This is a genomic window from Leifsonia sp. Root227 (assembly GCF_001428745.1).
In the GTDB taxonomy this organism is placed as follows: Bacteria; Actinomycetota; Actinomycetes; order Actinomycetales; family Microbacteriaceae; genus Leifsonia.
In genome coordinates this window covers 631,891-657,997 of sequence record NZ_LMIO01000002.1, presented here as the reverse complement: position 1 = coordinate 657,997, position 26,107 = coordinate 631,891, and the positions used below count along the sequence as shown (strand labels likewise).

29 protein-coding genes, 2 tRNA genes and 1 riboswitch are annotated in these 26,107 nt (G+C 68.8%); of the genes, 15 read left to right on the top strand and 16 right to left on the bottom strand.

Annotated features, from left to right (window positions below; translation table 11 throughout):
* Positions 1-19: 19 nt before the first annotated feature.
* Together ASE16_RS07990 and ASE16_RS07985 are read right to left on the bottom strand one after the other, a co-directional pair.
* Entirely contained in the window at positions 20-730 is a 711-nt protein-coding gene (locus ASE16_RS07990) for an anti-sigma factor family protein (RefSeq protein ID WP_055893340.1), read from the bottom strand.
* The gene (locus ASE16_RS07985) at positions 727-1,245 is read right to left on the bottom strand and encodes a sigma-70 family RNA polymerase sigma factor (RefSeq protein ID WP_200949590.1); all 519 of its coding nucleotides are present in this window, start codon (positions 1,243-1,245) and stop codon (positions 727-729) included. The genes ASE16_RS07990 and ASE16_RS07985 overlap by 4 nt, the downstream gene beginning before the upstream one ends.
* Before the next feature lie 130 nt (positions 1,246-1,375).
* Between ASE16_RS07985 and ASE16_RS07980 the strand changes: the two genes are divergently transcribed.
* On the top strand, positions 1,376-1,807 hold the full coding sequence (locus ASE16_RS07980) for a ubiquinol-cytochrome c reductase iron-sulfur subunit (RefSeq protein ID WP_055893337.1): 432 nt from the start codon (positions 1,376-1,378) through the stop codon (positions 1,805-1,807).
* A gap of 15 nt (positions 1,808-1,822) precedes the next feature.
* Here ASE16_RS07980 and ASE16_RS07975 read toward each other — a convergent pair whose 3' ends face one another.
* The 4 genes from ASE16_RS07975 to ASE16_RS07960 form a co-directional block, all read right to left on the bottom strand.
* Positions 1,823-2,299, bottom strand: coding sequence for an acyl-CoA thioesterase (locus ASE16_RS07975; RefSeq protein WP_055893335.1), 477 nt, complete (start codon positions 2,297-2,299; stop codon positions 1,823-1,825).
* 71 nt (positions 2,300-2,370) lie between these two features.
* The gene (gene ettA, locus ASE16_RS07970; RefSeq protein ID WP_055893330.1) at positions 2,371-4,053 is read right to left on the bottom strand and encodes an energy-dependent translational throttle protein EttA; all 1,683 of its coding nucleotides are present in this window, start codon (positions 4,051-4,053) and stop codon (positions 2,371-2,373) included.
* A gap of 51 nt (positions 4,054-4,104) precedes the next feature.
* Complete coding sequence (locus tag ASE16_RS07965; protein ID WP_055893325.1) at positions 4,105-4,641, bottom strand: DUF6993 domain-containing protein; 537 nt, start codon at positions 4,639-4,641, stop codon at positions 4,105-4,107.
* A gap of 74 nt (positions 4,642-4,715) precedes the next feature.
* Entirely contained in the window at positions 4,716-5,105 is a 390-nt protein-coding gene (locus ASE16_RS07960) for a single-stranded DNA-binding protein (RefSeq protein ID WP_055893322.1), read from the bottom strand.
* Between the two features lie 160 nt (positions 5,106-5,265).
* Between ASE16_RS07960 and ASE16_RS07955 the strand changes: the two genes are divergently transcribed.
* Together ASE16_RS07955 and ASE16_RS07950 are read left to right on the top strand one after the other, a co-directional pair.
* Positions 5,266-6,276: an aldo/keto reductase gene (locus ASE16_RS07955; protein WP_055893318.1), complete on the top strand. Its 1,011-nt coding sequence runs from the start codon at positions 5,266-5,268 to the stop codon at positions 6,274-6,276.
* 118 nt (positions 6,277-6,394) lie between these two features.
* Entirely contained in the window at positions 6,395-7,087 is a 693-nt protein-coding gene (locus tag ASE16_RS07950; protein ID WP_235500418.1) for a hypothetical protein, read from the top strand.
* A gap of 98 nt (positions 7,088-7,185) precedes the next feature.
* Here ASE16_RS07950 and nadE read toward each other — a convergent pair whose 3' ends face one another.
* Positions 7,186-8,028, bottom strand: a complete 843-nt coding sequence (nadE, locus tag ASE16_RS07945) for an ammonia-dependent NAD(+) synthetase (protein WP_055894419.1) — start codon at positions 8,026-8,028, stop codon at positions 7,186-7,188.
* A 75-nt stretch (positions 8,029-8,103) separates the two neighbouring features.
* Between nadE and ASE16_RS07940 the strand changes: the two genes are divergently transcribed.
* Positions 8,104-9,321, top strand: a complete 1,218-nt coding sequence (locus ASE16_RS07940; RefSeq protein WP_055893313.1) for a cation:proton antiporter — start codon at positions 8,104-8,106, stop codon at positions 9,319-9,321.
* Between the two features lie 117 nt (positions 9,322-9,438).
* Here the strand turns inward: ASE16_RS07940 and ASE16_RS07935 are convergent, their stop codons facing one another.
* Positions 9,439-10,293: a LysR substrate-binding domain-containing protein gene (locus ASE16_RS07935; protein ID WP_055893310.1), complete on the bottom strand. Its 855-nt coding sequence runs from the start codon at positions 10,291-10,293 to the stop codon at positions 9,439-9,441.
* Between the two features lie 159 nt (positions 10,294-10,452).
* On the opposite strand from ASE16_RS07935, the gene ASE16_RS07930 reads away from it, so the two are divergent.
* Together ASE16_RS07930 and ASE16_RS07925 are read left to right on the top strand one after the other, a co-directional pair.
* Positions 10,453-11,757: an MFS transporter gene (locus tag ASE16_RS07930; protein ID WP_055893307.1), complete on the top strand. Its 1,305-nt coding sequence runs from the start codon at positions 10,453-10,455 to the stop codon at positions 11,755-11,757.
* A gap of 30 nt (positions 11,758-11,787) precedes the next feature.
* Positions 11,788-11,860, top strand: a tRNA-Arg gene (locus ASE16_RS07925).
* A gap of 62 nt (positions 11,861-11,922) precedes the next feature.
* Here ASE16_RS07925 and ASE16_RS07920 read toward each other — a convergent pair.
* Positions 11,923-12,231: a thioredoxin domain-containing protein gene (locus ASE16_RS07920; protein WP_055893304.1), complete on the bottom strand. Its 309-nt coding sequence runs from the start codon at positions 12,229-12,231 to the stop codon at positions 11,923-11,925.
* A 96-nt stretch (positions 12,232-12,327) separates the two neighbouring features.
* Here ASE16_RS07920 and ASE16_RS07915 point away from each other — a divergent pair, with 96 nt between their 5' ends.
* The 4 genes from ASE16_RS07915 to ASE16_RS07900 all read left to right on the top strand — a co-directional run bounded on the left by ASE16_RS07915 (position 12,328) and on the right by ASE16_RS07900 (position 16,152).
* On the top strand, positions 12,328-13,128 hold the full coding sequence (locus ASE16_RS07915; RefSeq protein ID WP_055893301.1) for an SGNH/GDSL hydrolase family protein: 801 nt from the start codon (positions 12,328-12,330) through the stop codon (positions 13,126-13,128).
* A gap of 9 nt (positions 13,129-13,137) precedes the next feature.
* A complete protein-coding gene (gene orn / locus ASE16_RS07910; RefSeq protein ID WP_055893298.1) occupies positions 13,138-13,758 on the top strand; it encodes an oligoribonuclease in 621 nt (206 codons plus the stop codon).
* 50 nt (positions 13,759-13,808) lie between these two features.
* Positions 13,809-13,884 (top strand) — tRNA-His (locus ASE16_RS07905).
* Positions 13,885-14,076: 192 nt separating this feature from the next.
* Positions 14,077-16,152, top strand: coding sequence for a glycosyl hydrolase family 28-related protein (locus ASE16_RS07900; protein WP_235500416.1), 2,076 nt, complete (start codon positions 14,077-14,079; stop codon positions 16,150-16,152).
* Between the two features lie 58 nt (positions 16,153-16,210).
* Here the strand turns inward: ASE16_RS07900 and ASE16_RS07895 are convergent, their stop codons facing one another.
* A complete protein-coding gene (locus ASE16_RS07895) occupies positions 16,211-16,765 on the bottom strand; it encodes an ArsR/SmtB family transcription factor (RefSeq protein WP_055893294.1) in 555 nt (184 codons plus the stop codon).
* A gap of 74 nt (positions 16,766-16,839) precedes the next feature.
* Between ASE16_RS07895 and ASE16_RS07890 the strand changes: the two genes are divergently transcribed.
* The 4 genes from ASE16_RS07890 to ASE16_RS07875 all read left to right on the top strand — a co-directional run bounded on the left by ASE16_RS07890 (position 16,840) and on the right by ASE16_RS07875 (position 20,651).
* A complete protein-coding gene (locus ASE16_RS07890; protein WP_055893290.1) occupies positions 16,840-18,114 on the top strand; it encodes an MFS transporter in 1,275 nt (424 codons plus the stop codon).
* Between the two features lie 333 nt (positions 18,115-18,447).
* The gene (locus ASE16_RS07885; protein WP_157480206.1) at positions 18,448-19,200 is read left to right on the top strand and encodes a hypothetical protein; all 753 of its coding nucleotides are present in this window, start codon (positions 18,448-18,450) and stop codon (positions 19,198-19,200) included.
* Positions 19,201-19,236: 36 nt separating this feature from the next.
* On the top strand, positions 19,237-20,295 hold the full coding sequence (locus ASE16_RS07880; RefSeq protein ID WP_055893282.1) for a hypothetical protein: 1,059 nt from the start codon (positions 19,237-19,239) through the stop codon (positions 20,293-20,295).
* A complete protein-coding gene (locus tag ASE16_RS07875; RefSeq protein ID WP_414843026.1) occupies positions 20,292-20,651 on the top strand; it encodes a metallopeptidase family protein in 360 nt (119 codons plus the stop codon). Before ASE16_RS07880 ends, ASE16_RS07875 begins: the two co-directional genes overlap by 4 nt.
* 49 nt (positions 20,652-20,700) lie before the next feature.
* On the opposite strand, the gene ASE16_RS07870 is transcribed toward ASE16_RS07875, so the two are convergent.
* The 6 genes from ASE16_RS07870 to ASE16_RS07845 all read right to left on the bottom strand — a co-directional run bounded on the left by ASE16_RS07870 (position 20,701) and on the right by ASE16_RS07845 (position 25,036).
* Positions 20,701-20,967: a hypothetical protein gene (locus ASE16_RS07870; RefSeq protein WP_055893279.1), complete on the bottom strand. Its 267-nt coding sequence runs from the start codon at positions 20,965-20,967 to the stop codon at positions 20,701-20,703.
* Positions 20,964-21,590 carry an ATP-binding protein gene (locus ASE16_RS07865; protein WP_082581307.1) on the bottom strand — a complete coding sequence of 209 codons (627 nt, stop codon included), beginning with the start codon at positions 21,588-21,590 and terminating at the stop codon, positions 20,964-20,966. Before ASE16_RS07865 ends, ASE16_RS07870 begins: the two co-directional genes overlap by 4 nt.
* Positions 21,574-22,353: an energy-coupling factor transporter transmembrane component T family protein gene (locus ASE16_RS07860; RefSeq protein WP_055893277.1), complete on the bottom strand. Its 780-nt coding sequence runs from the start codon at positions 22,351-22,353 to the stop codon at positions 21,574-21,576. Before ASE16_RS07860 ends, ASE16_RS07865 begins: the two co-directional genes overlap by 17 nt.
* The gene (locus ASE16_RS07855; RefSeq protein ID WP_235500450.1) at positions 22,350-23,885 is read right to left on the bottom strand and encodes an ABC transporter ATP-binding protein; all 1,536 of its coding nucleotides are present in this window, start codon (positions 23,883-23,885) and stop codon (positions 22,350-22,352) included. Before ASE16_RS07855 ends, ASE16_RS07860 begins: the two co-directional genes overlap by 4 nt.
* 14 nt (positions 23,886-23,899) lie before the next feature.
* Positions 23,900-24,526 carry an ECF transporter S component gene (locus ASE16_RS07850; RefSeq protein ID WP_055893274.1) on the bottom strand — a complete coding sequence of 209 codons (627 nt, stop codon included), beginning with the start codon at positions 24,524-24,526 and terminating at the stop codon, positions 23,900-23,902.
* A 32-nt stretch (positions 24,527-24,558) separates the two neighbouring features.
* Positions 24,559-24,659: riboswitch (TPP riboswitch) on the bottom strand.
* A gap of 41 nt (positions 24,660-24,700) precedes the next feature.
* Positions 24,701-25,036, bottom strand: coding sequence for a spore germination protein GerW family protein (locus ASE16_RS07845; protein ID WP_055893271.1), 336 nt, complete (start codon positions 25,034-25,036; stop codon positions 24,701-24,703).
* 110 nt (positions 25,037-25,146) lie between these two features.
* On the opposite strand from ASE16_RS07845, the gene ASE16_RS07840 reads away from it, so the two are divergent.
* Positions 25,147-26,058: an endonuclease/exonuclease/phosphatase family protein gene (locus tag ASE16_RS07840; RefSeq protein WP_055893268.1), complete on the top strand. Its 912-nt coding sequence runs from the start codon at positions 25,147-25,149 to the stop codon at positions 26,056-26,058.
* Positions 26,059-26,107 lie beyond the last annotated feature (49 nt).

Genomic DNA, 26,107 nt, shown 5'->3' with positions numbered 1-26,107 from the left:
CTGGACCGTCGTTCGCCAGCTACCCGAACGTGCTCCTCAGCAGCACCGTGCCGTCTGTGGCCGAGCGGATGTCGATGGATGCGATGTCCGCTTTCGCGACGCTAGTCGTGCCTGTCGGCTTCACGGTGCTTCCCGCCTCGGCGTTCCAGGTGGCGACCTGGGTCTGCTTGCCGGAGCGGTCGGTGACGACCATCGCGTACGCCCAGGTCTTGTCCTCGCTGCCGCTCACCTCGGCGTAGCTGCAGCGCGACTCGATCCGTGTGCCCCAGGGCTCCGTCACGAGGGTGAGGTCGGCGGACAGCGCGCTCGGCTCCACCTGCGACATCGCAACGTTCGTCCCGTTCTCCGCTGCGCCGGGCGCGAACACGGCGGGCAGCGCGAACACGGCGACGGCGACGATCGCGGCGGCGACCGCGAAGGAACCGGCCGTCCACCAGCGGGTGCGCGTGCGACGACGGCGTGCGGCGCTCAGCAGCGCCGGAAGCACATCCGGTGCCGACTCCACGGGCGCTGACGGTCGTTGCGCATCCGGGGCCGTGTCGAGCAGCGCGAACGCCTCCTCCGTCGTCACCTGGCGCAGCAGACCGGGCAGGCCGGCGAGCTCCGACACCGAGTCTGTGCAGAGCGGGCAGGTGCGCAAGTGCTCCTCGTACGCGCGCCTGTCGGCCGGCGACAGTGCGCCGAGCACGTATGCGCCGTCCCAGGTGGCGAACTCCTCGTGATTCGTCATCGCTCCGTCACTCCCCTTTCCTGCAGGGCGAGACGAAGCGCTCGCAGACCATAGTGGATGCGCGACTTGACCGTCCCCTCCGGAACGTCCAGCTCGCGCGAGATCTCGGCGATCGAGCGTCCTCCGTAGTATGCGTGCACGATCACGGCCCTGTGCTCGACGGACAGCTCGGCCAGCGCGTCGGACACCAGCCAGGCGTCGAGGACGGCATCGGACTCGCTTGTCGCGGTGTCGTTCGCCCGTTCGGGGAGCACATCGGTGCCGTACTCGTGCAGGTTGTGGGCGCTGCGCTTCTGGTCGATGACCAGGTTGCGCGCCACCGTGAAGAGCCAGGCGCGTGCGGACGACTGCGACTGGTCGAGCACGGACGGCTTCTTCCACGCCCGAAGCAGCGTCTCCTGCACGATGTCGTCGGCCATGGCCCTGTCGCCGGTGAGGTGGACGACGTAACGCCAGACGGCCTGCGCGTGCTGGTCGTGCAGCTCGCGCAGCAACCGCGCATCCTCGTTCGGCATGAACACCTCCACCACAGACACGGGACAGGCTGCGAAAAGGTTCATCGGCGACACTGGCCTCTGAACCGAAACGCACAGCCGAATCGTGCATACCGTAAGAGAAAGCTACGCCGACCGGGAGGAACCCCGCATGAACGACTCGACACCGCTCACCCGCCGCACCATCGTCTCCATCGGCGGCGCCACCGTCGTCGGTGCTGGCGCGCTGCTGCTCACGGCGTGCACCCCGGGCGGCGCAGGCGCCGATCCTGTGGCGTCCGGCTCGGACAGCGAGGTGACGGTCCCGCTCTCCTCGATCCCGGTGGGAGGCGCGGTCTCGGCGAAGATGGGCTCGGCGCCGATCGTCGTCTCCCAGCCGACGGAGGGGAAGGTCGTCGCGTTCAGTGCGGTCTGCACCCACCAGGGATGCACGGTCGCCCCGCAGGGCACGGAGTTCGACTGCCCGTGCCACGGCTCCCGCTTCGACGCCGCCACCGGCGATGTGCTGGGCGGCCCAGCTCAGAAGCCGCTGCCGAAGCTCACCGCCACGCTGTCCGGCACAACGGTGACCGTGACGAAGTAGGGCGGGAGGGACGAGCTACGCGCGCTTGGTGAACTGCACCGGCTCGTCGAGGTACGGCGTCCAGGCCGCCCGCTCGCGCTCGTTGATTCGGCGCGGACGCTGGCTGGCGGCATCCACCAGCACGATCGTGGTCGCCGCCCGCGAGAACAGCGTGTCCGGCTCGGTGCCCACCGGCGACCGGACCTCGTAGCAGACCTCCAGGCTCGCCCCGCCGAGCCGCCCGAGCCAGAGCTGGACGTCGAGCGGCTGCCTCAGGTACGGGATGGGGGCGAGGTACTCGATCTCCTGCCGCGCGATCAGCGTGAGCGTGTCAGCGCCAGGGCGTCCGTCGAGGACGGCGGTCGAGCCCCCGACCGCCTCCTCGGCGTCGTCCGTGATCCAGAACGCCTCGATGCGCGCCTCTTCGAGGAGCCGCAGCATCTCGGCGTTGTTGACGTGCCCGTACGCATCCAGGTCGCTCCACCTGAGCTTGATCGGAACATGCAGTCGCATCGCGGGCAGCCTTTCCTGGGTACTGGTCGAGTCCTGGGCGCTTGTCGAGCCCTGGGCGCTGATCGAACGGGTCAGTCGCGCGTGAGCTTGCGGTACGCGGAACGGTGCGGCTTGGCGGCGTCCGGCCCGAGGCGCTGGATCTTGTTCTCCTCGTACGCCTCGAAGTTGCCCTCGAACCAGTACCAGTTCGCCGGGTCCTCCTCCGTGCCTTCGTAGGCGAGGATGTGCGTGGCGATGCGGTCGAGGAACCACCGGTCGTGCGTGATGACCACGGCACAGCCGGGGAATTCGAGCAGCGCGTTCTCCAGGCTCGACAGGGTTTCGACGTCGAGGTCGTTGGTCGGCTCGTCGAGGAGCAGCAGGTTGCCGCCCTGCTTGAGCGTGAGCGCCAGGTTGAGCCTGTTGCGCTCACCACCGGAGAGCACGCCGGCCTTCTTCTGCTGGTCAGGACCCTTGAAACCGAAGGTGGACACGTACGCACGCGACGGCACCTCGGTCTTGCCGACCTGGATGTAGTCGAGCCCGTCCGACACGACCTCCCAGAGCGTCTTGTTCGGGTCGATGCCGCCACGCGACTGGTCGACGTAGGAGATCTGGACCGTCTCGCCGATCTTCAGGTCGCCGCCGTCGAGCGGTTCGAGACCGACGATCGTCTTGAACAGCGTGGTCTTGCCGACGCCGTTCGGGCCGATGACGCCCACGATGCCGTTGCGCGGGAGCGTGAAGGTGAGCCCGTCGATGAGCTTGCGCTCCCCGAATCCCTTCTCCAGGTTCTTCGCGTCGATGACGACCTGGCCGAGGCGCGGCCCCGGTGGAATCTGGATCTCCTCGAAGTCGAGCTTCCTGGTGCGCTCCGCCTCCGCTGCCATCTCCTCGTAACGGGCGAGACGGGCCTTGGACTTGGCCTGACGGCCCTTGGCGTTGCTGCGCACCCAGTCGAGCTCTTCTGACAGGCGCTTGGCGAGCTTCGCATCCTTCTTTCCTGCGACCTCGAGACGTTCGCGCTTCTTCTCCAGGTAGGTGGAGTAGTTGCCCTCGTACGGGTACAGGTGGCCGCGGTCGACCTCGGCGATCCACTCGGCGACGTGGTCGAGGAAGTACCGGTCGTGCGTGACGGCGAGGACGGCACCGTGGTACTTCGCCAGGTGCTGCTCCAGCCAGAGCACGCTTTCCGCATCCAGGTGGTTGGTCGGCTCGTCGAGGAGCAGGAGGTCCGGCTTCTGCAGGAGCAGCTTGCAGAGCGCGACGCGGCGCTTCTCACCGCCGGAGAGCGTGTTGACCGGCCAGTCGCCCGGCGGGCAGCGGAGCGCATCCATCGCCTGCTCGAGCTGCGAGTCGAGGTCCCAGGCGTCCGCGGCGTCGATCTGCTCCTGCAGGGTGCCCATCTCGGCGAGCAGCGTGTCGAAGTCGGCGTCCGGGTCGGCAAGCAGTGCGGAGATCTCGTTGAACCTGTCGACGCTGGCCTTGATCTCTCCGACGCCCTCCTGGACGTTCTCGAGCACGGTCTTGCTCTCGTCGAGAACGGGTTCCTGCATCAGGATGCCGACACTGTAACCGGGGGTGAGCTTCGCTTCACCGTTGCTCGGGGTGTCGAGTCCCGCCATGATCTTGAGAATGGTCGACTTACCGGCGCCGTTCGGCCCGACGACACCGATCTTCGCACCGGGCAGAAACGCCATCGTGACGTCGTCCAGGATCAGTTTGTCGCCGACCGCTTTGCGGGCGCGCACCATCGAGTAAATGTATTCGGCCATGAGGTCCAGTCTATTCGGAGGATGACGAGGGTGAGGGCAGGGCGCCCGCCGCTACCAGTCGATCGCGCGGGTCTGGCCGATCAGGCAGCCGCCGTTGCCGAGCACCGGGGTGGTCATGCTGCTGTAGCCGCCAGCGTCCGCGCCGTTCTGGCCGATCAGGCAGGTGTCGCCGAGCTTGACCGAGAACTGGATGGAGTTGGCGGCCAGGCCGATCGTGGTGGTGTCGACCGTGAGCTGCATCGCCGACTTGTCGAACCCGGCGGCGACGAGGGCGTCGACGAAGTCACGTCCCTTCGCGGCGGGGTTGGCCGCGAGGGTGGCCTTGTTGATCTTGTCGAAGAATGGCAGGTTCTGTTCCGCCGTGCCACCGGGAACGAGGGCCGGCTCGGCGGCAGGGGGTGCGCTGGAGGTCGGGGTCTGCGACACGGACGGGGCGGCCGTGGTGGGCGCCGGCGTGCCGCCGACGCACCCGGCGAGGGCACCGGCGACGAGCAGGGCGCCCGCCGCAGAGACGAGAAGCCGCCTCTGCGTGCCGACGCGCCGGATGTCGTGAGGACCGGCCGAGTGGGGACTGGTCAGGTGGGGCATCGCTCTCCGTCGCTGGACTGTCGGCCCTGGCGGGCCGCTGCCTGACGGCAGCGCTCAAATCGTTATCTCTCATTCTAGGCAGCCGTGGCTGAGCAAACGTCGACCGTCCGCACGAACGCCGCGCTCCCCCAGCCGAGGTCGTGACCGAGGGCATCCGCTTCGATCTCCGCGCAGACCCCGCAATCGCCCTCCTCCTCGTCCTCCGACCATTCGCGCACTCTCAGACGGCCGGACACCAGGAGCGGATCGCCGCGGCTGACACAGCCTGCGACGTTGGAGGCGAGCTGGCGGTATGTGGTGACCGTGTACCAATTGGAACTCGTGCGGGGTCTGGCACGCGCATCCCCCTGGTCGGCGATGCTCGAGGTGACGAGACGGAAACTCGTGACGGAGAGCCCCTCGTCCGTGACGAGGTGGCGTGGATCGGTCGCGACGACGCCGCTGACCGTGATGATGTCGTTCATGCTGCTCCTGATGGACGAGGGTGGCTCGGTTGGTGGTTCGAGTCTGGGCGGGGAGTGATCCCATTGGCTGGGCCGTCCCGAATCTGTGGAGAAGTCCCGCGCACCTTCGCCTGTGCAGAGCTGTGCAGGAGCAACCCCGGCGTTCTCCTACGATGAAGACATGGTTTATGGAGCAGCGGAGAACCGCTACGAGACGATGACGTACAACCGCAGCGGACGCAGCGGACTGAAACTCCCCGCCCTGTCCCTCGGGCTCTGGCACAACTTCGGCGACGAGCGCGCGATCGAGACGCAGCGCGCGATCGTCAGGCGCGCGTTCGACCTCGGCATCACCCACTTCGACCTCGCCAACAACTACGGTCCGCCAGCCGGTTCGGCCGAGACCAACTTCGGGCGCATCCTGCGCGAAGACCTGGCGCCGTACCGCGACGAGATCGTCATCTCCACCAAGGCCGGGTACTTCATGTGGAACGGCCCGTACGGCGAGTGGGGCTCCCGCAAATCCATGCTGTCGTCGCTCGACCAGAGCCTCGGCCGCCTCGGCCTCGACTACGTGGACATCTTCTACTCCCACCGGCCAGACCCCGAGACCCCGATCGAGGAGACGATGGGGGCCCTCGCCACCGCCGTGAAGCAGGGCAAGGCGCTCTACGCCGGGATCTCCAACTACTCGCCGGAGCAGACCCTCGCTGCGGCAGACGCCCTCGCAGCCCACGGCGTGCCCCTCCTCATCCACCAGCCGCGGTACTCGATGTTCGACAGGCACATCGAGGACGGCCTGTTCCCCGTGCTGGAGCAGGTCGGCGCCGGCAGCATCGTCTTCTCCCCGCTCGCCCAGGGGATGCTCACCGACCGCTACCTGGACGGCACCGTGCCTGCCGGCTCCCGCGCGGCGACCAGCCACTTCCTCTCGGAGAAGCAGCTCAGTCCCGTCTACCTCGAACGCGCCCGCGCGCTCAACGACATCGCCGCCTCCCGCGGCCAGTCGCTCGCGCAGCTCGCCCTGAGCTGGGTGCTGCGGCAGCCGGGCGTCACGAGCGCACTGATCGGCGCATCCAGTGTCGGGCAGCTGGAGCAGAACGTGGCAGCACTCGAAGCGCCCGCCCTCAGTGCGGACGAGATCGAGCGGATCGAACCGTTCGCGGTGCACGGCACGGAACACCTCGAGTAGCAGCGGGCGCTGGATGCGGTCACGGGCTTCGTCACGAGTCCGCGACACCCGGAGCGGCGTGCCGGAGATGAGAGTCCGTCGAGGTTAACATCACGACATGCAGTGGTGGAATGATTTCGTGGCTTGGCTCACTTCGTCCGACGCGCAGCCGGTGGTCTTCAACGCGGCGGTCCTCGCCGTCGCCGTGATCATTGCCGGGCTGCTGGGCGCCTGGATCGCGCGCAGCGCGGTCAAAGGGTTGCTCTCCCGCACCGACCGCCAGCAGAAGGCGTCCGCCATCGCGGCGCTCGTCGACGCTGCGACGGAGGCCTCCGTCTGGAACTCGCTCACCCCGGGCGAGCAGGTGCTCTCCGACCGCGCCGTCGGCCAGGCCGACATCATGGTTCGGCTCCTCCCGATCAAGGGCTCAGGCATCGCCGCGAACTGGGCTGGACACCAGCTCGCCGAGATGAAGCGCGCGTCTGCGACGTTCGGCTACCAGCTCGACCCGGCCATCGCGGAGTTCCGCGACCGCCTCATCGAGTGGCAGAACAAGCCGCGCCGCGCCCGAAAGATCTTCCAGGGCGACCTGGAGCGCTGGCGGTTCGAGAACACCGACACCGACCGCACGCTGATCGCGCAGCAGGACGCGTGGGTCGCCCAGCAGCACCACGAGCAGTTCGTTCCCGCGTCGGCCACCGGCACGGTGGATGCGTCCCCCGCCGCCACGCCCGTCCCGGCATACACGACGGACCCGGCATACAGGACAGACGCCACGGACACGGTCGGCTCCGACACTGCTCCGACGTCGAAGCTCAACCAGCCCGTCTGACCCAGCACCGCGTCTGATCCAGACGAACGAATGGTGCCGGACCGCCGTACGCACACTGTGCACGCGGCAATCCGGCACCATTCGCCGTCGAGCGGTCCTCAGCGCGAGTAGTCGCCTCGCCGGTGCCACCACTCGTCGAACATGCTGGCGGGCACGCGGCGCTTGTGCTCCGTCGCGAGATAGCGCGCCTCGATCGCCGATGCGACCTCGTCCGGAACGTCCTCGCCCTCCAGGAACGCGTCGATGTCGGCGTAGCTGAGCCCGAGGTTGTCCTCGTCGGTCTGGCCGGGGTTGTGGTCGAGGAGGTCCGCGGTGGGGGCCTTGGTGTAGAGGCGGGCCGGCGCATCCAAGTGCTCGAGGAGTGCTCGGCCCTGGCGCTTGCTGAGGCCGGAGAGCGGGAGCACATCCGTGCCGCCGTCGCCGTACTTGGTGAAGAAGCCGGTCACCGCCTCCGCCGCGTGATCGGTGCCGACGACGAGCAGTTTGCGCTGCCCCGCGATGGCGTACTGCGCGACCATCCGTGCGCGCGCCTTGACGTTGCCCTTGTTGAAGTCCGACATGTCGTCGCCGATCGCATCCAGGTATTCGTCCTCGATGCCGTCGACGCCGCGCTGGATGTTGAACGTCACCGTGCGCTGCGGCTTGATGAACGAGAGAGCGAGCTGCGCATCGTCCTCGTCGTGCTGCACGGCGTACGGAAGGCGGACGGCGATGAACTCGGCGTCGACGCCGCGCTCGGCCAGCCGCTCGACCGCGAGCTGGCTCAACCGTCCGGCGAGCGACGAGTCCTGTCCGCCCGAGATGCCGAGGACGAAACCGGACGCACCGGTCGTCGTCAGGTATTCGACGAGGAAGCCGACACGTTTCTCGACCTCGGCCGCTGGGTCGATGGTGGGGCTCACGTTCAGTTCGTCGATGATTCTGGCCTGGAGTTCACGCATGGTCATCACCATATCCCCGGTGCGTTTCGACCGTGTGAACGACCGCCGAAGGTGCGCCGCGAGTAGCATCGGCGCATGGAGCCTGCCGTCGCAAGCATCGTCCTCGTTCCGGTCCTCGCTGTGCTGGCGTCGTTGCTGGCGACGGCGGTCGGAAGGGTCGCGAAGATCCCGCTCGTGGTGTTCGAGATCGTCCTCGGATTGCTCATCGGGCCCGCGGTGCTCGGCTGGGTGCCGAAATCGGATGCGCTGGACTCGTTCGCCAACTTCGGGCTCGCCTTCCTGTTCTTCATGGCGGGGAACGAGATCGACTTCGCGTCGATCAAGGGTCGGCCGCTCAAACGCGCATCCCTCGGCTGGCTGATCTCGCTCGTCGCGGGCGTCGTGCTCGGGATCGTGCTGTCGCCGACTGTGCCTGCCGGCGTCTACGTCGGGATCGCGCTCACCTCGACGGCGCTCGGCACGCTGATGCCGGTGCTGCGGGATGCCGGCGAGCTGCGGACCCCGTTCGGCCGCGCCGTGACCGCGGTCGGCGCTGTCGGCGAGTTCGGGCCGCTGCTGGCGATCTCGCTGTTCCTGAGCGGACGCAAGCCTCTCGCCGCCGCGCTGGTGCTGATCGGCTTCGCCGTGATCGCGGGGGCGGCGGTGTGGTTCGCGTCGCGCGGAGGGCACGAGCGGTTCCACGGCCTGGTGCGGGCGACGCTGCACACCAGCGGTCAGTTCGCCGTGCGCTTCATCGTGATGGTGATCGCCGCGCTGGTGGGGCTGAGCCTCGCCCTCGGGCTCGACATGCTGCTCGGCGCGTTCGCCGCCGGAGTGATCTGCCGCGTGCTGCTCTCCGGGGCGAAGAAGGAGGACGCGAAGCTCGTGGAGGGGAAGCTGGAGGCGGTGGCGTTCGGCGTCGTCGTGCCGGTGTTCTTCATCAACACGGGCATCGGCTTCGACCTGCGGGCGCTCGTGACCGACCCGCACGCGCTGCTCCTGCTGCCGATCTTCCTCCTGCTGATGCTGATCGTGCGCGGCCTGCCCGGCTCGCTCGCCGCGCCGGCAGGGTCGACGTTCGCCGACCGCAGCGCGCTGACCCTGTTCAGCGCCACGGGCCTGCCGATCATCGTCGCCGTGACCAACATCGGTCTCGCGGAGGGCGACCTGCAGAAGGGCACGGCCACCGCCCTCGTCGGGGCGGGGATGCTCTCCGTGCTCGCCTTCCCGATCATCGCGCTCGCGCTCCGCAAGCGCTCCACGGACGGCGGCATCCGCCCCGCCGACCCCGACCGCATCCCCATCGTCGGCTGACCCGCCTTCCGCCTCTCGCAGCAATCGAGCCGGGAGTTGTTCACGCCTCGCGCCGGCGTGTCGCCTGCATAAGTCCGGACTCGATGATCAGGGGTCAGGGGGTCAGGGGGCCAGGGGTCAGGGGATGCGGGTGACGGCGCGGGCGAGGATGGCGGTGGTGAGCGCATCCACGGGCTCGCGGGCGGCGGCGGGGTTGGAGAGGAGCGTGAAGTCGACGTGGCCGAGGTCGGGCAGCGCGAAGCGGTTGGTGACCTTGATGAGGTCGGTCGGGATGAGCGAGCGCGGGAACACCGCGACCCCGATGCCGGCCCGCACCGCGGCGAGCACCCCGTTGACCTCCCGCGTGTTGCAGGTGATCCGCCAGGTGCGGCCAGCCGCCTCCAGCGCGTCGATGGTGATCTGCCGGCTGATGCTCGGCCCCTGATAGGCGATCAGCGGAACCGGCTGCTCCGGTTCGAGCACCGTCTTCTCCTGCCCCATCCAGACCAGCTCGTCCGTCGCGACCACGGTGCCCTCTGTCGTGCCGGGGTTCTGTTTGATGAAGATGAGGTCGAGGTGCCCCGCTTGCAGCCGCCTGTGCAGCGGGCCGGACTGGTCGACGGTGAGCTCCAGGTTGATCTGCGGGTGCTGCTGCCGGAAGTGCCGCAGGATGCGCGGGAGCGTAGTGATCGCCAGGTCGTCCGCCGCTCCGAACCGCAGCCGCCCGCGCATCGCGGAGCCGCTGAAGTAGCGATCGGCCTCGGCGTGGGCGGCGAGGATGGTCCGCGCGAACCCCGCCATCGCATCCCCGTTGTCGGTGAGGCGCACATCCCGGGTGTCGCGGGCGACCAGCTGCCGCTTGGCCGCCGACTCCAGCCTGCGCACGTGCTGGCTCACGGTCGGCTGGCTGATGCCGAGCCTGGCGGCCGCCTTCGTGAAGCTGTGCGTGTCTGCCACGGCGAGGAAGGTGCGGAGGAGCACGGGGTCGAACATCACGCATCCATTCGGTAATCCAATAGGAGTTATAGCTTCAATTCGCAGCAAGAATAGCTCAGATTGCGTAACGTCGAAGGTGCAGAAACCTCATACGAAACTCGATACGCAGGAATACACGTGGCCAACTCCACCGCAGCAGCCCCACCAACCGGCCCTATGCCCGTCCTCAGCACCCGCCCGCCGTGGCGGGAGACGTTCGTCTCGCTGAGAGTCCCCAACTATCGCAAGTTCGCCGCGAGCAACCTGGTCGCCAACACGGCCGTGTGGATGCAACGCATCGCGATGGACTGGCTGGTGCTGCAGCTCTCCGGCAGCGTCGCCGCGGTGGGCGTCACCGTGTTCATGCAGTTCATGCCGATGCTCGTGCTCGGCCTGCACGGCGGAGTGATCGCCGACAGGTACAACAAGCAGAAGATCCTCGTGGTCACCCAGTCCTGTGCCGCCATCCTCGCCGGAGTCCTCGCGACCCTCACCCTCACCGGGGTGACCCAGGTGTGGCACGTCTACCTCATCTCGTTCCTGCTCGGACTCGTCACCGTCGTCGACAACCCGACGCGCCAGGTCTTCGTGAACGAGCTGGTCGGGCCGATGTACCTCCGCAACGCGATCAGCCTCAACTCCTCGATCTTCCAGCTCGGGGGCCTGATCGGTCCCGCGGTCGGCGGCATCCTCATCACCGCCGTCGGCGGCGGCTGGTCGTTCGTCATCAACGCCGTCGCCTGCCTCGCCGTCGTCGGAGCGCTCCTCTCGCTCAACCGCTCCCAGCTCCACCACTCCCCCGCCGTGCCCCGCGCCAAGGGGCAGCTCGCGGAGGGGATCCGGTACGTGCGCCGCAAGCCGGTGATCTTCTGGACGGTCGTCATGGTCGCGATCCTCGCCGTGTTCGCGTTCAACATGCCGGTGTTCCTCGCCGCGTACGCGAACAACGTGTTCGACGTCGGCGCGCAGGGCTACGGGATGTTCAACGCGCTCGTCGCCGCCGGTGCGCTCGTCGGAGCGCTCGCCTCCACGCGTCGCACCAGCGTGCGGCTCAGCATGGTGGTCGGCACGGCGGCCGCCCTCGGCATCGTGCAGGCGCTCGCGGGCTTCGCGCCGTCGGAGATCGCGTTCGGCGTGCTCCTGATCGGGATCGGCGTGGGCAACCTGCTGTTCATCACGGCCGCGAACTCGCTCGTGCAGATGTCGTCGAACGTGCAGATCCGGGGCAGGGTCATCTCGCTCTACATCCTGGTGCTGCTCGGCGGCCAGGCGCTCGGCGGCCCGTTCATGGGGTGGGTCGTGGAAGAGGTCGGTCCGCACACGGCCATGATGATCTCGGGTATCGTCCCCACGATCGCGGCCATCGTGATCGCGCTGCTGATCGCCAGGAGCGCGAGCCTGCGGCTCCGCTTCGGTCTCCGCGGACGCCGCCCGACCATCGCCATCGTGAACAGGGCGGGCAAAAGCGGCGCGACGCTCTGAGCCAGGCAGCTACGGTATCGTGGAAACCACGCCCCCGTAGCTCAGCGGATAGAGCAGGAGCCTTCTAATCTCTTGGTCGCAGGTTCGATTCCTGCCGGGGGCACCGCTGTGCACGTCCCGCCGGGAGCCTCACGGTTCGTCGCGCCTGGTGCGCTCCCGTTCCGCTCACACCGCCTTGGCGGCAGCCACGAGCACCTGCTGCAAGGTCGGCACGCCCTCGGCACGGAAGACCTCATCCCCGGATGGCGTGCTCACGATCACGGTCGGCGTCACCCGGATGCGATCGGCCTCCGCGCTCTCCATGTTGCGGGCGACGTCGAACTCCGTCACCGTCACCTGCGGCACCAGCCTCGCCGCCTCGGCGAGCACCGCACGCGTCTGCATGCACGGTTCGCAGAACGCCGAGGTGTACAGGGTGAGCCGGACGGCCTTCTCGTCGATGACGGGACGGCCAACGGGCGATGTCGAATCCACGATCTCAGTGTACGTCCGGGGAACATCAGGAGACCATCGCGCGCATCCACCGCTGTCGTCGCGTTCCGGCCGGACACGGTCGGCAGAATCTGAAGGGTGAGCCGAACCGCTTTCACCCGGTACGTCGCCCTCGGGGATTCGATCACCGAGGGCCTGTGCGACGCCCCGCCGCCGCAGGGCATTGCGCCCACCAGCGGGTGGATCGGCTGGGCGGACCGCCTCGCCGCCATCCTCGACGGCGACGCTCGCCTCGCCGGCCACCCGTTCGAGTTCGCCAACCTCGCCGTGCGCGGCCGACGCATCGCCGACGTGGTCGACGACCAGGTGCCGGATGCGCTGCGCCTCGGCCCCGACCTCGTCTCCGTGATGGTCGGCGGCAACGACCTGATGAGCCCCGCCGCCGACCCGGATGCGCTCGCCTCCCGGCTCGACAGCGGCATCCGGTCGCTGCGAGCCACGGGCGCGACCGTGCTGCTCGCGAACCTGTTCGACCCGCAGTTCGCGTTCTTCCTCAAGCCGTTCCGCGGACGCGCAGCCGTCTTCAACGCCAACATCTGGAGCATCGCCCGCGACCACCAGGCGATCGTGCTCGACGTCTGGGGCGTCCGCGAGTTCCAGGACAACAGCATGTGGGCGAGCGACCGCGTGCACCTCAGCGCGCGCGGCCACCGCCTGCTCGCCGCGCACGCCGCGCACACGCTCGGCGTGCCGTACGCGGAGATCGCGGCGACCACCGCGACGGAGCAACCGGCGCCTCCGCCGGAGGAGATACCGCTGCGCACCTGGCTGCGCGTGTACGCCATCCCCTGGGCGGCCAGGCGGATGCGGCGCATCTCCGCCGGAGACGGGATGCCGGCCAAACGGCCGGTGCCTCGGCCCGTCGGAGGCCAGCACTAGACTTTCGGCATGGCAAATTCCTCGGATCGTCTGGTCTGGATCGACTGTGAAATGACCGGACTCGACCTCGAGGTCGACGAACTCGTCGAGATCGCGGTGGTCATCACCGATTTCGAACTGAATGTGCTCGACCCCGGCCTCAGCATCGTCATCAAGCCGGACCCGTCCGCGCTCGAACACATGAACGACTTCGTCCGCGACATGCACACCACCTCCGGCCTGCTGGAGGAGATCCCCGGCGGCAAGAGCCTGGCCGAGGCCGAGTACGAGGTGCTGGAGTACGTCCTCAAGTTCGCACCGACCGCGCGCACGGCACCGCTCGCCGGGAACACGATCGGCACCGACCGGATGTTCATCGCCAAGTTCATGCCGCGCCTCGACAACCACCTGCACTACCGCAGCGTCGACGTCTCCTCCATCAAGGAGCTCTCCCGCCGCTGGTACCCACGCATCTACTTCAACGCGCCAGAGAAGCACGGCGGACACCGCGCGCTCGCCGACATTCTCGAATCCATCCGGGAGCTCGATTACTACCGCCGTGCCGCCTTTGTGGGCGAACCTGGACCCACCACGGAGCACGTCCAAAGCGTGTCGGCGGGCGTAGTGGAAAAATGGGCGGCTCAGATGTAATAGAATCGTCGAGTTGCTTTGATCGGGACCGAATTCCGGACGAAGACATGGTGGGTATAGCTCAGTTGGTAGAGCGCCTGGTTGTGGTCCAGGAGGTCGCGGGTTCAAGCCCCGTTACTCACCCCAATAGAAATCAAACACAAACCTCCGCCTCAGCGCGGAGGTTTCGTGTTTACGCCCATCACGACGCAAGAATTGCGGTCGTTTGCGCTCTTGCTGCAAGTTCTCGACTTTTCTCAGACAATTCTCATGTTTCTCTTGTGACGGCGACCGGCCAGGTCGTATCGTCGGGCAGATCCAACGAGAGGACCGTCGACGATGACCAGCACCTCCACCGCATCCCGCACGCCCCGCACGCACCGGATGCGCCCACCACTCACCATGCTCGCCTCCGCAGCAGCCGTCGCGATCGCCGCCTCCCTGGTCGGCTTCACCGCGCCGGCAGCAGCCCAGACCGCACCCGCCGCACCTGCGGCTCCGACCCCCGTCACGCGCGCCGCGCTCTCCCCCGCGCTCAGCGCCGGCCGCGGCGCCGATCTCGGCATCTCCGAGCAGGAGGCGGAGAACGCATCCACCACCGGAACGGTCATCGGCCCCGACCGCGCGGCGTACACGCTCCCCGCGGAGGCGTCCGGCCGTTCCGCCGTGTCGCTCACCCCCGGCCAGTACGTCGAGTTCACCCTCCCCGCCGCGACCAACGCGATCACGGTGCGGTACAGCATCCCCGACTCCCCGACCGGCGGCGGGATCACCGCGCCGCTCGCCGTCACCGTCAACGGCGGCGCGAAGCAGACGATGACGCTCACCTCGCAGTACTCCTGGCTCTACAACCAGTACTCATTCACCAACGACCCGAACGCGGACCTGCTGCATCCGGACTGGTGGATCACCGAGTGCGCCTGCGTCCCGAGCGCCACGACGCCCGCCCCTGTCATCCAGAAGCCGTTCCGGCCGATGCACTTCTACGACGAGCAGCGCCTGCTCCTCGGGCGCACGTACAAGGCGGGCGACCGGATCAGGCTCACCGCGCCGGCAGGCACGCCGGCCGCGACCACCACGATCGACCTGCTGGACTCGCAGCTCGTCGGAGCCCCGCACGTCAGGCTCATCGCCTCGAACGTGCTCGCCTTCGGCGCAGACCCTTTCGGCCGCCGCGACTCCGCCGCCGCGTTCGACAAGGCGATCGCCTTCGCGAAGAAGGCGCACCTGAAGGTGTACGTGCCGCCGGGAACCTACCAGGTGAACAGGCACATCATCGTGGACAACGTCACCATCGAGGGCGCAGGCAGCTGGTACACGATCATCACGGGCCACGAGGTCGCCCTCGCCACGCCCGCGCCGGACGGCTCCACCCACACCGGCGTCGGCTTCTACGGCAAGGATGCGTCGGCCGGCGGCTCGACGAACGTGCACCTGTCCGGGTTCACCGTGCAGGGCGACGTGCGCGAACGCATCGATATCGACCAGGTAAACGCCATCGGCGGCGCGCTCAGCGACTCCACGATCGACGGTCTCTACCTGCACCACACCAAGGTCGGCATCTGGCTCGACGGCCCGATGCACAACCTCAGCATCACGAACTCCGTGATCGCCGACCAGATCGCCGACGGGATCAACTTCCACACCGGCGTGACCGCATCCACGGTGCGCAACAACCTCATCCGCAACACCGGGGACGACGGGCTCGCCATGTGGTCGGAGAAGACGGCGGACACGGGCGACACGTTCGACCACAACACCGTCCAGACCCCGACCCTCGCCAACGGGATCGCGATCTACGGCGGCGCGGACAACACGGTCTCGAACAACCTCGTCGCCGACCCGCTCCGCGAGGGAAGCGCGATCCAGGTCGGCTCGCGCTTCGGGGCAGAGCCGTTCACCGGACACCTCTGGATCACGAACAACACGACGGTGCGCGCCGGCACGTTTGAGCTCAACTGGAACATCGGGCTCGGCGCCATCTGGTTCTACGCGCTCGAACGCAATATCGACGCGGACATCCAGGTGGTCGGGGACAACTTCCTCGACAACACGTACAACGCGATCATGCTGGTCACCGACTTCCCCGTCAAAGACCAGTACTCGATCACGAATGTGCACTTCCGCGACATCCGCGTCGACGGCACGGGAACCTCCGTGCTCAGCGCGCGCAGCGCAGGCAGCGCGTCGTTCCAGAACGTGGATGCGCGAAACGTCGGCGCCGTCGGAGTGAACAACTGCGGGTCGTTCAACTTCACCCCCGCAGGGTCGGAGTTCTCGATCGCGGACCTCGGCGGCAACGACGGCGGCGGCACCACCGGCCCGTGGCTGGCGCCGTGGGAACTGCCGAACACGATCACCTGCGACGACCGGCCTCCGGTGGTCGCGCCCCCGGCGCCGTCGCCCTGGAGCTGACGGAGGGCGAACGGACGACGGCGGCCCTGGATGCGCATCCAGGGCCGCCGTCGCGCGCTCAGTCCGCGGAGCGGTGCAGCAGGAACATCCCGCCGTGCACCGGCAGGTCGCGTCGCTCGTCGTCGGTCTCGACGTAGTCGTCGATCACCGCGACGATGCGGCGGTCCAACTCCGCCACGTCCTCCGGAGACAGGTGCAGGGAGAAGCGCGCGTAGGTCGCGATCGACGATGGGCCGGCCTCCGCGAGCTCCTGCTGGAACGCCTCGACGGGCGCGAAGCCCTCGCTCGTGTCCGACACGTCGAGCGCATCCGACAGCCACCAGCTGCGGCCGGTGGAGCGGTACGGCTTCTCCAGCGCCCCGCTCTCCCCCGTGCGCACCGGCGCCGGCTCGAGGAAACCTGCATCCACCAACTGGCGCACGTGGTAATGCGCGGTGCCTGGGTCGACGCCCAGCCGGTCGGCGAGCTGCTTGTTCGTGAGTTCGTACTGCCCGCAGAGGCGCACCATCCGCACCCGGAGGGGATGCGCGAACGCCTTCGCCTCCTTGGCGGTCGCCGGGCGGCGCTTGGCGTCGACGGGGTGCACGCCGGGTACGGTCTCGCTCTCGCTCATGCCCGCAGTCTATCGCTGAATCCAGCTTTCTCGAATCGATTGAGTTTTCTCAATCGATGTGCGATCGTACATTCATGACCATCCGGCTCGGCGCTCCGTATTGGAAGCTGTGGACTTCGTCCGCCCTCTCCAACCTGGCCGACGGCGTCATGAAGGTCGCCCTCCCGCTCGTCGCGATCCGCTACACGGAGTCACCGGCGCTCATCGCCGGGCTCGGCTTCGCGTTCACCCTGCCCTGGCTGCTCTTCGCGCTCACCGCAGGCGCGCTCGCCGACCGATTCGACCGCCGCCGCCTGATGCTCTGGGCGAACACGGCCCGCGCTGCCCTGCTGTCCGTGCTCGTCGTGGTCGCGATCATCGGGGCGGGGTCCATCTGGATGCTCTACGCCATCGCCCTGTTCGTCGGCGTCGCAGAGACGATCTACGACACCTCCTCGCAGTCGATCCTCCCCCAGCTCGTCAACCGGGATGCGCTCTCCCGCGCCAACGGCCGCCTCTACGCGGCCGAGCTCACCACCAATCAGTTCGTCGGCCCTCCCCTCGGCGGCTTCCTGGTCGCGTCCGGCATCGCCGTGGCGTTCGGTGCGCCCGTCCTGCTCTGGGTGCTCGCCATCGGGATGCTCCTGCTGGTCCGCGGGCGGTTCAGCACCGGCCACACCGGAGCCACGACCATCCGCGCCGACATCGCAGAAGGGCTGCGGTTCCTCTGGAGCAACACGGTCCTGCGCGTCCTGGCGATCATGGTCGGCATGTTCAACCTGGCGTCGAGCGCCACCTTCACCGTCCTGGTGCTCTACGCTGTCGGCCCGAACTCCGCGATGAAGCTCACCGACCCCGGCTACGGCCTCCTGCTCACCGCCTCCGCCCTCGGCAGTGTCCTCGGCTCGTTCGCCGCGGAGGGTGCTGAACGGTGGCTCGGGCGCGCCAAAGCACTCGCGCTCACCATCCTCGGCAGCGTGCTCACGGTCGCCACCCCTGCGTTCACGACGAACCCGGTGATCATCGGCGCCGCGTTCTTCCTCGGCGGAATCACCGTGTCGATCTGGAACGTGATCACCGTCTCGCTGCGGCAGCGCATCACCCCGCACCGCCTGCTCGGCAGGCTCAACAGCGCATACCGCCTCGTCGCCTGGGGAACCATGCCGCTCGGTGCCGCCCTCGGCGGCGTGATCGCGCAGTTCTTCGGACTCCCTGCGGTGTTCCTCACGATGGGCGTCGTGGTCGTCTGCCTGCTGCTCGGGATGCTCTGGGTCACCGACAAGCGCATGGATGCGGCGGACGAGGCGGCCGAGCAAGCGCACCGCGCGGAGGCGGCGGAGGAGGCCGCGTCCGGCCCCGCCGGCCGCTGACCGGCACCTCCGCACACACGACTTTGCCAGGCTCCGTGCCTGAATCGTCCAGACTGAGCGCCTAACGTAGTCGGGTCGACGGCACTGTACGCCGTCGTGTCGCACGCCTGCTGCGCATCCGCCCCCATCGTTTCGGATGCCCGCCTTCGTTTCGTGCGGCACACCCGCGCTGCACGCCGCACGCCATCGGACCTCACGGTCACCGGTGGATCACGCACGTGCACGCGCGGTCGTCAGCCCGCCCAGGGCCGTGACCTCCCGAGATCGCGGCCCGTGCATCCGGCGCCCAGGTGCGCCCGGATGCGGTCGGGGAAGCCCGAACACAGGAACCAGATGCTCTTCACCCTCAAGAAATCCTCGATCTCGCTCACCCACATCGTCACCGGGGTGACCGCCGCTCTCATGACGGCGTCGCTCTTCGCCCCGACGCTCGCCCAGCAGCAGAGCGAGAAGCAGACCCGCGAACTCTCCGAATCGACGGGGATGCACCACGAACAGCTCGGCGTCTACGAGAGCATCGTGCGCAACCGCCTCGAAGACGAGGCGAAGACCACGATCGTCGGCGCCAGCCGCACCGTCGCCGCATACGCAGCCAAAGCGGACCCGACCGCCGCGAAGACCGCCATCGCCGGACTCGACAGCTACCAGAAGCTCGACGACTCGAAGCTGCGCAGCACCATCGACAGCACGAAGGCCGCCTCCGACGCCCTCGCGGCGGCAGCAGCGGAGGCCGACCGTCAGGCCGCAGCGGCCGCGGCGGCAGCACTCGCCAACGCGAACACCCCCGACGGCGCCAAGTCCGTCGCGCGCTCCCAGCTCGCCCAGCACGGCTGGGGCGACGACCAGTTCAGCTGCCTCAGCAACCTGTGGCAGAAGGAATCGGGCTGGAACTACCAGGCGTACAACGCCGGCAGCGGCGCCACGGGCATCCCGCAGGCGCTCCCCGGCAGCAAGATGGCCTCGGCCGGTTCCGACTGGCAGTCCAACGCCGCCACCCAGATCGCCTGGGGGCTCGACTACATCTCCCGCTCGTACGGAACGCCGTGCAGCGCGTGGTCGCACTCCCAGTCCGTCAACTGGTACTGATCGGCAACGAGGAGGGCTCCCGGTAGACTCGCGCGGGTGAACACCCAAGCGATCCAGGGAGCCCACCTCGTCGGCAGCGTCAACCTGCCGGACGCGGAGAGCGTCTTCCGCACCGTCAGCACCCACCTCGGCGACCGGATGCGCCGCATCCCGGATGGCGAGGTCGGCGAACGGTTCTACTGGATCCAGTTCCAGACGAAACGCTTCGACACGATGACGGGGCTCTCCCGCATCCCGGTCGAACCGTTCTACATCCGCGGCGTCTTCGACGGCCGCCCGTTCGTGATAGACGACGGAGTGTCCGCCGACGACCTCGTCTTCCCGAGCCTCGGCTACGCGGACGCCGCTCTGGAGTCGTACGCCACCTTCGACAGGATGCGCGCGGCCGGCGAGATCGCGGAGGGCACCCGTTTCCAGGTGTCCCTTCCCACCCCCGCCGCCATCGTCGGCGCGTTCGTCGTGGCCGAGCACCGCGCCGCGTTCGAGCCGGCATACGAGCGCGCCCTGTTCGGCGAGCTGCAGCGGATCGTGGACGGCATCCCGCACGACAGCCTCGCCATCCAGTGGGACACGGCCGTCGAGTTCGCCCTGCTGGAGTCCGCGAACATCCGGTCGCACCACGCCATCGTCCCGTGGTTCGACGATGTGCTCGGCGGCGTTGTCGAGCGTGCCGTGCGACAGGCGGCCGCTGTGCCGTCCGACGTCGAGGTGGGCTACCACCTCTGCTACGGAGACGTGGAGGAGGCGCACTTCGTGCAGCCGACAGACGCAGGCCACCTGGCCGACGTGGTCTCCGGCGTCCTCGCCGCCGCGCCCCGCCCGATCAGCTGGTTCCACCTTCCCGTGCCGATCGAGCGGGACGACGACGCGTTCTTCGCGCCGCTCGCCGCCTTCGACGTTCCTGAGGAGACGGAGCTCTACCTCGGGCTGCTGCACCACGAGGACGGCGTCGAGGGCGCCGAGCGCAGGATCGCCGCTGCGACCGCGGTTCAGCCGCGCTTCGGCGTCGCGACCGAGTGCGGCTTCGGCCGCGGCCCGAGTGAGCGCACCACCGAGCTGCTCGACCTGCACGCCGCGACGACACAGGCCTGGTGACCGTGCCCATCCACCTGGACACCGACGCGTTCGAGGCGCTGGTCACCGACGAACTCGACGAACTGCCGGACGAGATGGTCGACGGGCTCGACAACGTGGTGTTCGTGGTTGAGGACCGGCCAGAGGACGGCTCGCTCGACCTGCTCGGCCTCTACGACGGCGTGGCGCTCACCGAGCGCGACAGCTACGGCTTCGGCGAGATGCCGGACCGCATCATCCTCTACCGCGAGCCACTGCTCTCGATCAGCGAGAGCATCGACGAGCTCCGTGACGAGATCCACGTGACGCTGGTGCACGAGATCGCGCACTTCTACGGCATCGACGACGACCGCCTGCACGAGCTCGGCTGGGCGTAGACCCCGCAGCCGCCCAGCGTCAAGCGTCGAGCGGGATCCGCGGCGCGGCTTAGAGGGACTCTTCCTCTTTCTCGGTCTCGACGGGGTCGCTGTCCGGGGCGTCGAAGGAGTACGAGACGTACTTCTCGCCGCCGACCGTGCGCTCGGCGCCCGCGACGTACCAGAACAGCGACTCGAGGCCCTCGATCGCCGCGACAGCGCCGATCCGCTCGTCGACCTTGCCGCCGATCAGGAGGCGCCGCTCCGTCGTGCCTGCCAGCGGGCCGTCGACGTACTCGACGATGTATTCGGTCTCAGTCTGTTCTGCAGCGGTCATGTACCAACGTTAGCCCTCAGAGCGCGCTGTCGGGCTGTGTCGAGCGGCCAGTCGGTCACGTCGAGCACCAGTGAGGCGTTGTCCCTCGGCCGTTCGCGCTCGACGTAGCGCTCGAAGTCGTGCTGCCACTGATCCCAGTGCGTGGCGAAGGAGAGCCCGTCGCGGGCGAGCGCGCGCTCCTTGCGGAGGGCGTCGTCGGCGTCGAGCCACAGCGCGAGGTCGGCCAGCGCGACATTGGCCATGGCCAGCGTGCCGCATCCCTCGACGATCAGCGGCGCACGCCCGTCGACGGTGTGCCACCCGGCCGGAGCATCGGCCGTCCAGTCCCACTGCCGCCAGCGTCCTGCACCGGATGCACGGAGCGGCCGCAGCAGGTCCCGCCCGACCGCGACGCTTCCAGCATCCAGCCCTCCCCAGCCGGAGTAGAGGTCGTCCATCCGCACCAGTCGCGGCGTCGCGTCTCCCGGCCAGTCGGCGACCAGCACGTCGGCGAGCGAGCTCTTGCCCGCCCCACTCGGACCGTCGATGAGGACGACAGGCGCGGCCTGCCTGGCCGCCGCATCCCGGATCGCCCGCTGCACGGCGTCGCGCAGCCGCAGCTCCCCCTCACGCGCCGAAGACATGCCACGTCCCTGCTGCGATGGCCGCGCCCGCCGCCGTGACGGCCACCGTCGCCGCGACCACGAGCGTCGCCCAGTCCCTGCCCCTGAACACGCTCTGGCGCGCCCACGTGCGCGTGCGGGAGGAGCCGAACCCGCGGGCCTCCATCGCTGTGGCGAGTTTCGTGCCGCGCCGGATGGACAGCACGAACAGGGCGAACGCCTGACCGAGCATCCTGCGCAGCGCACCGCTCTCCGAGATGCCGCGCGCTCTGCGGGCCAGCGTGAGTGCCCTCCAGTCATCGGCGAACAGGCCGACCAGTCGCAGCCCGGCGAGCCCGCCGAGCACGAACCGCGCAGGCAGGCGCAGCACCTGGGCGAGCCCGTCCGCGAGGTCGGTCGGGTCGATCGTGATGAACAGCAGCACAGCGGGCAGACCGATGGCCAGGATGCGGAGGGTGGTGGCGACGGCGAGCTGGATGGAGCCGTCGCTGACCTCCACGAACATCCACTGCACGTAGACGACGCCGCTGGTGCGCCCGTACAGCACCGTCGTGATCCCGGCGAGCGGAGCGGCGATCCAGATCGGCGCTGTGCGCACGACCAGCACCCGCCACGGGATGCGCGAGAAGCACAGCAGCACCAGCTCGATGCCGAGCGCCACGGCGGCCGAGACGATGTCGATCGACAGCAGCAGCACCACTGTCACGATCAGGGCGGCACCGAGCTTGGCGACAGGATTGAGGGCGGCGAGCGGACCCTGCCGCACCGGGGCGATGATGCTCATGCCGCCACCTCCGACGACGCGCCGAGCAGCAAGCGCCCTGCGCCGATGGCGGTGACGAACTCCTCGTCGTGCGTCGCGGCGACGACGGCGTGCCCTTCCGCACGCAGCTCCGCGATCATCTCGACCAGCCCCGCCCAGGTGTTGGCGTCCTGCCCGAAGGTCGGTTCGTCGAGCACGAGCAGCGTCGGCCTGGTGGCCAGCGCCGTCGCGACGGAGAGACGGCGCTTCTGGCCGCCGGAGAGGGTGAACGGGTTCGCGTCGGCGAACGGAGCGAGCGCCAGCCGGTCGAGCAGCTCATCCACCCGAGCGCTGATCGCGTCGTCCCGCTCGTGCATCGCGCGCAACCCGATGGCGAGCTCGTCCCTGACCGTCGAGGCGACGAACTGGTGCTCCGGATTCTGGAACACACTCCCGACGCGCGTGAGCAGATCCCTGGAGCGCCACGCGGACGGCTCTGCTGCGGCGTCGCCCGCGAGAGCCTGCTCGGCGCGGAGGACGCCGCCGAGCGGTGCAAGCAGCCCGCCGAGCGTGAGCGCGAGCGTCGACTTGCCTGCGCCGTTGCGACCGACCAGCGCGAGCGCAGAGCCCTCGTGGATGCGCGCATCCACCCGGTCGGGCAGCGCGGCAGCATCCTGTGCCTGGGAGCGACCGGCCCGCCTGCTCCCCCGCTTCGCGCGGCGGGCGATGGCAGGGCCGCGGCCGAACGCCAGCGCCTCTGCTGTCAGCAGAGGAGCGCCGACGGCCACCTCGCTCGCGACGGGAACCGGCTCGTCCGGGAGCCAGACGCCCGCTCGGCGCAGCTCGTTCGAGGCGTCGGCGAGCACGGCATCCGGGGGTCCGTCCGCGAGGACGCCGCCGTCGGCGGCGAGCACGATCACCCTGTCGACCAGCCCGCGCCAGACGGAGACGCGATGCTCCACCACGATCAACGTCGCCCCCGTGGCCGCGATCACCGACGCGACGGCCTCGCGCACCTCGATCACCCCCTCCGGGTCGAGGTTCGCTGTCGGCTCGTCGAGCAGCAGCAGCCCTGGACGCATCGCCAGCAGCCCAGCGAGCGCCAACCGCTGCTTCTGCCCGCCGGAGAGCTGCCAGGTGGGGTGGTCGAGCGGTACCCGCAACCGGACGGCGTCGAGGGCGTCCAGCACCCGCGGCCAGATCTGCTCGCGGGGCACGGCGAGGTTCTCGCAGGCGAACGCCACATCGTCGCCGACCCGCGCGAGGATCACCTGCGAGTCAGGGTCCTGCAGCAGCAGGCCGCTCGCGCCGCGCGCATCCACCGGGCGTCGGCCGCCGACGGTCAGCGAGCCCGTCGCCTCTCCGTCGTCGTCGCCGCCGAGCACACCGGCCAGTCCGGCGAGCACCGTGCTCTTGCCGGCGCCGGAGGCACCGAGCAGCAGGACGCGCTCGCCCGACTGGATGCTCAGGCTCAGCCCGCGGACGGCCCAGGCGTTCCGCCCGGAGTAGCGCCAGCCCCAGTCGTCGACCCGAACGGCGGCCGGGGCTGACGGTCCGTGCCGACCATCGTCGATGGCGCGTCCGATGATCAGACCCTGCCTGTCGCCTCGCGTCCGGACGCGAACCGGCTGAGCGCGCCTGTCTTGGCGATGGCGCGGACGAGCAGCCAGGACAGCAGTCCGGCGACGACGATGCCCGAGATGGTGGTCGTGATCGTGTATGTGACGACGAAGCCGAGTTTGGAGCCCGGGTACCAGTAGAGGAGGTCGAGGATCGACTCGGCGATGCCGGCGCCAGCCCCGGCCAGCAGCGCGACGGGGAGCCGCCAGTTGGCGTAGAGGAACGCGGCGAAGACGATCTCGACGCCGAGCCCCTGCACCAGCCCGGAGATGAGCGTGGCGAAGCCCCACTGCGTGCCGATCAGGGCGGAGACGGTCGCAGCCACCAGCTCGGTGTACACGGCAGCGCCCGGCTTGCGGACGATGAGCGCGCCGAGGACGCCCGCGAACAGCCACGGGCCGTTCAGGATGCCCTGGAAACCGGGGAGCACGGCGCTCACCGGACCGGAGATGGGGTTGTCGAGCTGACCCCACACCCAGAAGACGACGCCCGCGGCGACGGCGACGACACTGGCGACGACGATGTCGACGACCCGCCAGCGGAGGACGCGAGCCCTGCGATCGGTGGTGGTGCTCGGAGAGATGGTTGCGTGCACTGTTCGTGCCCTTTCATTCGTGGAAAGAGGCACGGGATTCGAGAATGTCTCCCTGCGTTGGCATGATCCAGATCAGGTTCAACGGTCGAAACTTGAGAAGTTTCCTCTCAGCCCGGCTCACCGGACTCCCGTGTTCGCGTTCAGTCTAGTGCGTCTGGCACTCTGCCGACGCTGCTACTTCTTAAGGGCCTTGATGATGCGCGCCCACGCGTGACCCGCCACCCACACGAACGGGATGGCCACGGCGAGCAGCGTGATGATGTTCGGCCGGAAGTGCACGCCGGTCTCGTCGTTGATGTATGCGCCGAACGGGATGCTCACGCCTCCACCACCTGCGCCGCCTGGCGCGTCTGCGTCCTCGCCCTCACCCGCCGATCCGGCGCCGAAGCCGTACTGCACGGCGGCGACGGGCACGATGGTGGTCCCGTCGATCTCCACGGGCTCGCCGTAGACCGACTTGATGCCGTTTGAGCTGATCGTTTCCGCGAGCTTCAGGGAGATGTTCGTCATGCAGCCACCGTACCCTTCCCCTCCCAGCCTCACCAGGGCAGTCCCCAGGCTGCGTCCAGCGTTTGCGGCGGGTTCTCAGGAGTCGACCGTGAATAATCGTCCGAGTGTCGATGATCCGTTCCAGCCGTGGCCCGCGCGGCATCGTCGTCGGCCTGCTCGCCCTGATGACCGGGGCCCTGCTGCTCTGGCACGATCTGCTGCCGAACATCGGGGGCTCCGCGTCGCTCGTCGAGACCTTCCTGCCCTGGCTGGGAGTCTTCATCCTGGTGCTCGGCGTCGCCGCCTTGGTTCGGCTGTCGGTGTTCGGGACGCTCTGCGTCGCCGCGGCCGCCGCCGTCTGGGGCACGCTGTTCCTGCCGGCGTTCCTCCCTGGGATGCACGCGGGCGCGCCGTCGCTCACGGTCGCGAGCGAGAACATCCACGCCCAGAACAGCGCGGCGGGCAGCATCGCCAAAGACCTCGCCGACCGCGCCCCGGACGTGATCGCGCTGCAGGAGCTCGACGCCACGGCGCGCGAGACGGTGTCCGCGGTGCTCGATCCCGGGTATCCGCACAGCGCGATCGTCGGCACCGTCGGACTGTGGAGCAAGTACCCGATCAGTGACGAGCAGCGATTGGACCTCGGCCTCGGCTGGGACAGGGCGGTGCGCGTCGACCTCGACACTCCTGGGACGCCGACGCGGGTGTACGCGGTGCACATCGCGTCGGTGCGTCCAGGGGCGTACCAGTCGAGGGACACGATGCTCGCCCAGCTCGCCGAGACGGTGAAGGCGGATGACTCGGCGAAGCTGATCGTGGTGGGCGACTTCAACACGGCCAGCACGGATCGGAAGTTCCAGCCGCTGCTCTCCACCCTCACCGAGGCGCCGGACAACACGCTCGGCTTCGGGTTCACCTGGCCGGCGGAGTTCCCCGTCGCCCGGCTCGATCACGTGCTCGTCCGCGGCCTCACGAATGTGACGAGCGACGTGCTCGCCGACAACGGCAGCGACCACCGCGGCATTCTCGTCGGCGTGCGCTGAGTCACGCTCAGCGCAGCGGCGTTCGTCCGCTCGGGCGTTCAGTCGCTCC